This window comes from Rhodocytophaga aerolata (assembly GCF_030503435.1).
GTDB lineage: Bacteria > Bacteroidota > Bacteroidia > Cytophagales > 172606-1 > Rhodocytophaga > Rhodocytophaga aerolata.
Genome location: NZ_JAUKPO010000102.1, coordinates 1 through 5,177, shown reverse-complemented (window position 1 = coordinate 5,177; position 5,177 = coordinate 1). Strand labels below are relative to the sequence as shown.

7 protein-coding genes are annotated in these 5,177 nt (G+C 37.8%); 3 read left to right on the top strand and 4 right to left on the bottom strand.

Annotation, left to right across the window (positions count from 1 at the left end; all coding sequences use genetic code 11):
* Positions 1-2 precede the first annotated feature (2 nt).
* The gene (locus tag Q0590_RS36570; RefSeq protein WP_302042637.1) at positions 3-998 is read right to left on the bottom strand and encodes a transposase; all 996 of its coding nucleotides are present in this window, start codon (positions 996-998) and stop codon (positions 3-5) included.
* Between the two features lie 55 nt (positions 999-1,053).
* Here Q0590_RS36570 and Q0590_RS36565 point away from each other — a divergent pair, with 55 nt between their 5' ends.
* Positions 1,054-1,755 (top strand): hypothetical protein, encoded by a 702-nt coding sequence (locus tag Q0590_RS36565; RefSeq protein WP_302042636.1) that lies wholly within the window; start codon positions 1,054-1,056, stop codon positions 1,753-1,755.
* A 149-nt stretch (positions 1,756-1,904) separates the two neighbouring features.
* Here Q0590_RS36565 and Q0590_RS36560 read toward each other — a convergent pair whose 3' ends face one another.
* Positions 1,905-2,579 (bottom strand): recombinase family protein, encoded by a 675-nt coding sequence (locus Q0590_RS36560; protein ID WP_302042635.1) that lies wholly within the window; start codon positions 2,577-2,579, stop codon positions 1,905-1,907.
* A gap of 108 nt (positions 2,580-2,687) precedes the next feature.
* Here Q0590_RS36560 and Q0590_RS36555 point away from each other — a divergent pair, with 108 nt between their 5' ends.
* A complete protein-coding gene (locus Q0590_RS36555; protein ID WP_302042634.1) occupies positions 2,688-3,386 on the top strand; it encodes a recombinase family protein in 699 nt (232 codons plus the stop codon).
* 59 nt (positions 3,387-3,445) lie between these two features.
* Entirely contained in the window at positions 3,446-3,880 is a 435-nt protein-coding gene (locus tag Q0590_RS36550) for a hypothetical protein (protein WP_302042633.1), read from the top strand.
* A gap of 79 nt (positions 3,881-3,959) precedes the next feature.
* Here the strand turns inward: Q0590_RS36550 and Q0590_RS36545 are convergent, their stop codons facing one another.
* Both Q0590_RS36545 and Q0590_RS36540 read right to left on the bottom strand, forming a co-directional pair.
* The gene (locus Q0590_RS36545; RefSeq protein ID WP_302042632.1) at positions 3,960-4,241 is read right to left on the bottom strand and encodes a hypothetical protein; all 282 of its coding nucleotides are present in this window, start codon (positions 4,239-4,241) and stop codon (positions 3,960-3,962) included.
* Positions 4,238-4,984, bottom strand: a complete 747-nt coding sequence (locus tag Q0590_RS36540; protein ID WP_302042631.1) for a ParA family protein — start codon at positions 4,982-4,984, stop codon at positions 4,238-4,240. Before Q0590_RS36540 ends, Q0590_RS36545 begins: the two co-directional genes overlap by 4 nt.
* Between the last annotated feature and the right edge of the window lie 193 nt (positions 4,985-5,177).

Genomic DNA, 5,177 nt, shown 5'->3' with positions numbered 1-5,177 from the left:
TTTTAATACTTGTTTTTCAACTTAGCTAGTGGTCCGAATTCCGGGGAGTAGCACAGTAAGCCCAGGTGAGATTTGGCATCCTTGAACAAAAACTCGATAGCAAAACGTAGGCTGTAGTAGTGATAAATTTCTTCAGGGGCTTGCTTGATGTTGGTAGAAAACAGCAGGGCATAGCCCATCTTTCCTTTACTGTTGTAGGTTTGCAGAACTAATACCCGTACTTGTCTTTTCAAGCACATGCTATAGACATTCTTACTGTAGAGGCTGATGCCATTGTCAAGCCTTGTGACTAAAGTAAATTTCTCAAAGCAGTCTTTCCAGATGATCTTGCCCTCATACTTCTTCTTAGCACCTTTGCGCTTTTCATGCTCGCCTGTATATAAGTATTTCATGTCTGCATCACTACGCAGTTTGCTGATAAATCCGAAACCTAAGCCTGTGATTTTATCCACTACTTTCTTTTTGGCATAAAAACCGTCTGCCACAAAATATTCTACTTTTTTCTGTACATAGTCTTTGACTGCTTCTATCTGCTCCAGATAATAATCTATGCGGTTTTGTTCTTGCCCTAAACCTGCTTTTGTCTGCCTGACATGCAGGCTGAAAGCTTCTCTGCTCTCTGTGTCTGCTAAAGCAATCAGGGATAGTTCTAAACCCTTGACTGCTTTCTTGACTGTGGAAGAAAAGAACTTATCTACTCCGAAGGTAGCTTTACCGGCCTTAGTCACAAAACTGCAATCCACCACTGCGATCAGCTTCCTGCCTTGAAGAAAGCAATCCATGAATTGTTGCTGGAAAAGGTAGAAATCAAATGCTTTAGCGAAGTTACGGCTAATGGTATGCTCACAAAAAGAAGCCCATCTGCTTAGGTTGCGAAAGCAATAACGGCCTTTCAGAGAAAGGAACACTATCAGCAGTTCATTCAAAAAGCTCTCTAGCGGTTTGCTTACCTTGTTCATTTTTGCTAGTATTGTTTGGAAGGCACTTATTGCTTTCATAGGAGTAGAGTGTTTTGTGTCGCAACTACAAAACTATTTTCTACTCCTTCTTTGTTTGTTTTCTGTTCACACTATTGTAACTTATTTTGATCCAAATTCCAAATATTATAATAATAGCCAATATGATTTCTGTAGAAATGTTCTAAATAATTTTGATCAAGCTATAAAAGAGAATTTCAAAGGAAATATATCACTTCAATATGAAAGTCGTACTCAATTTACTTTCACAGATAATCAAATAAAGTTTGAAGATTTTACAGGAGAAGTATATATAATCTATAGGTCTTACACGGCAAATGAATGGGTTATTATTGGTTTTGTACCTGATATAACTAAACTTCGCCTTGCTAGAATACTAGATGCAAAGCCTGCTAGAAGATTTGATGCAAAAACTGAAATCAATATGAAAGTGGCAGCTATACACGAAGGTATTCCTTTGAAAGTAGAGCGTAATAAACTTGATAAAATCACTAAAATTACTTTTGATTCTAGTAGTACAGAACATTGTTTTCCAAAAGTTGAGTTACACTATCTTTGGACTTCTGCTTCAAAGCAAAGCGATGTAGAAGAATTAAATTCTCCAGTAGAAAATTTGACTATTGATGACGAAAGCATAGCACCAGAATTAAATGGAGGTGAATTGTTTGCAGTAGATATTGTGGAGAGAAAAAAAATATCAGAAGAAAAATCTAAGGCCAGATTTAATCAGTACAGGAGACCTTCCGATTCCGAAGAAGAGGATCCCTTCCGATTTTAATCTATATTCTTTCCATCACTCTAGTGCTATAAGTGTTATTTGCAGCACTAGAGTAAAACATTAACTTGTAAGCGCTTACTCTCAAATAGGAATCTTTTTAAAGGAGACTTCTTCTAGTAGATTTCGTTTACAATGAATCGGAGGACACCTTAGAGGCGGTCATATAATTGTTTTACCCATCCCTTAGTAAATACTTTCCCCCTACGGGTGATAAATCCTGCCGCATTTAATTTATGGGCAATAGCTTCAAAAGTCATCGGTCTTCCTTTTTCATTCTTTTGCCGGCGGTAAAGCCTGATGAGTTCGATGGCCTGCCTGTTCTCCTTGGCCTCTACAGAAAGCCTTTTCATAGAAGTTGCTCCTTTGCATCTTCCCTGCTGATGAAAGTTTTCTGATTTTCCCATTTTTTCTCCTCTCTCCTTTTTTGCAGAAAGGGCCGCTTTGGTTCTGGAGGATATCAGTTCGCGTTCATGCTGAGCAAGGACAGCAAAGATGCCGATGGTTAAGGTGTTGGCTTCCGGCATGTCAGCACACACAAAATCCACCCCTGTCTTTCGAAGCGTGAAAATAAAAGCGGCATCTCTGGAGAGCCTATCAAGTTTGGCAATAAGTAAGCAAGCTCCTTTAAGCTTTGCAACGTCAATGGCTTTGTAGAGCTCTGGCCGGTCATCATTTTTTCCAGACTCTACTTCTACAAATTCCTCAAGTATGAGTGTTGGGTCTTTGACATACCCGGCTACAGCCCGCCGCTGTGCAGCCATACCCAGTCCACTCTGGCCTTGCTTGAAAGTCGACACCCGAAAGTAAGAAACATACTTTTTCACTTTTCAAAGGTAAAAATAGAAAAGTTATAAATCAAGAACGGCCGTTGCTGAGTTGTGACAAAAGAAATTTTGTGTTAGATTGGCAAAAAATCATCGGACTTCTTCTCCATGCAAACCTCCGGGCTAACTTGTTATGTCGCCTACTATAGAGTCTCCACTCAGAAGCAAGGTCAGAGTGGGCTTGGCCTCTCGGCTCAACAAAAGATGGTATCAGACTTTTGCAAGAGTGGAACACTATTAGCAGAGTTCACCGATATCGAATCCGGAAAGAACAACAACCGGCCAGAACTCTCTAAAGCGATCGCACTTGCCAAAGCGAAAGGAGCCTTACTGGTGATTGCTAAACTAGACCGGCTGTCTCGCAATGTGTTTTTTATTTCATCGCTGCTCGAATCAGGGGTGCAGTTTAAAGCGTTAGACATTCCAGTGGCTGATCATTTTACGGTGCACCTGTTTGCTGCCCTGGCAGAAAAAGAACGAAAGATGATCTCTGAGCGCACCAAGGCTGCGCTGGCGGCAAAAAAAGAAAGAGGCTATAAGTTAGGCAGTCCTTATCTTACCTTAACCGATGAGATAAGAAAAAAAGGGACGGCTGTTTTAATGGAGAATGCCAGAAGTGATGAGCATTGGGTCAGAGCTCTTAGCGTGATCCGGCTGCTACGCAAAAATGGATCAACTTACAGGGCCATAGCTGCAGAACTCAATGTGGCCGGATTTAAAACCCGTTATGGCAAAGCCTTTCATCCCATGGCTGTCAAAAGGCTTTATGAGCGGGATAGGCAAAAGGGGCAAGCACAACCTAAATAGCGCAGTAACTAAAGATATCTCCTGTATCATACCATCAATCAAATTATATACTTATGGGCATGTTTGATAACCTTAGGATTCATCCAGATATGTTGCCGGTGAGTGGGGAAGAAAAACGGTTGTTAGCAAAATCGTGTGCAGGGGAGTTTCAAACCAAAAGTTTGCATAGAGACTTAACCATGATTGAAATCACAAAGGAGGGAAGACTGCTTTGGGCCTCTTTTGACCAAGAGCTCTATTTCTCAGACGAAGACTTGCCGGAAGAATATCTAGTAAAAGAAGGAGAAGAATCATTGCTATTGATGGGTGGGTTCGAGGTCCCTGTACGCAAGATTACTTGGGTAGAGGAAAAAGAGTATACCGGAGAGGTGAAATTTTATGATCATGTAGCAGATCTGTGGTACGAGTTTATAGCACATTTTAGCAATGGTAAGCTTTCTCATATAGAAAAGGCATCTCCCCTGCCTGAGCCTTTAGAGGTAGATATTTTATAAAAAAGGTCAGATTATTTCATCTATTTATTTTTGATACCTCAAATTGAAATTCTATTAGTATAGTTCTATAAATTCATATCTACTTATAATATTTTTTGTCTTTAAAATATTGTTCAAAAATGTAATCTACAAAATCAGATTTAGATCTAAATTTTTCTTCTAACCTTCCAGTATCAATCAAATCGACAAATTTACTGTTAATAAAGAAAGAAACCTTTTCTCTCTCAGGCTTCGCATTATGATGCAGTTTGTTTTCTTTACTTGGTTTACTTTCTTGAATTTCGTTACTTTCTTTTTTTTCAGTACTATATAACTCGTCATCACTCAGACTAAGCATACTTTTTAAATTTTTCTTCGTCATAGTTTTACTATTAAGTTAGCTAGTTGCATATAATCTTTGGCCCCATTACTCTCGGGTGCATAGGTGAAAACATCTGTTTGATTCAAAGGTGACTCTGCTAATGAGACATTATCTCTTATGTATACAGATAATACCTTCTCTTGAAATAATTCTTTCGTATGCTCTATAACATCGTGATTTAGTCTCTTGCGTGCATTAGGATTATATTTAGTTGGAAAGATTCCAGCTAATTGGAGTTTAGGATTTAGTTTTGTTAACTTTTGTGCAAAATCTGTTATCGTTCTTAACCCATCATAAGAATAAAATTCTGGTTGCAATGGTATAAGATAAAAATCTGATGCTACAAGTGCATTCACAGTTAATGTCGAAAGTGACGGGGGGCAATCAATTAAACAATAGTCATAAAGCTTTTGTAATGGTTTTATTGTTTCTTCCAATATAAATTGGTAGGTCTCTTCTGAAGAAATTAATTTCTCATACTTTAGTAGCTCCAAAGATGAAGGAATTATATCTATACCTTTATTGATAATAACATCTTTTGCTTGGTGTTCTCTCGCTAACACTGTTCCAATATGTTTATCAATAGTTTTTCCAATCCCAAAACTACGTGATAGATTTGCTTGGCTATCTAAATCAATTATAAGTACTTTCCTGCCTTTTTTTCCAAGAGCTGCACCAAGGTTTAAGACCGTTGTGGTTTTGCCTACTCCTCCTTTTTGATTTACAACTGAAAATGTTTTCATAGCACGAAACTAAATATTATTTACAATAAATAAATTCAAGAAAGTAAATTTTTTAAATCTATTCTTTAAATTACTTACAATCTTTAATCAGAATATAATACCGAAAAACTTTATTTTAAGAAATGTCAATAAAGTACCTACAATCATTACAATCATTACAATCATTACAATCATTACAATCATTACAATCATT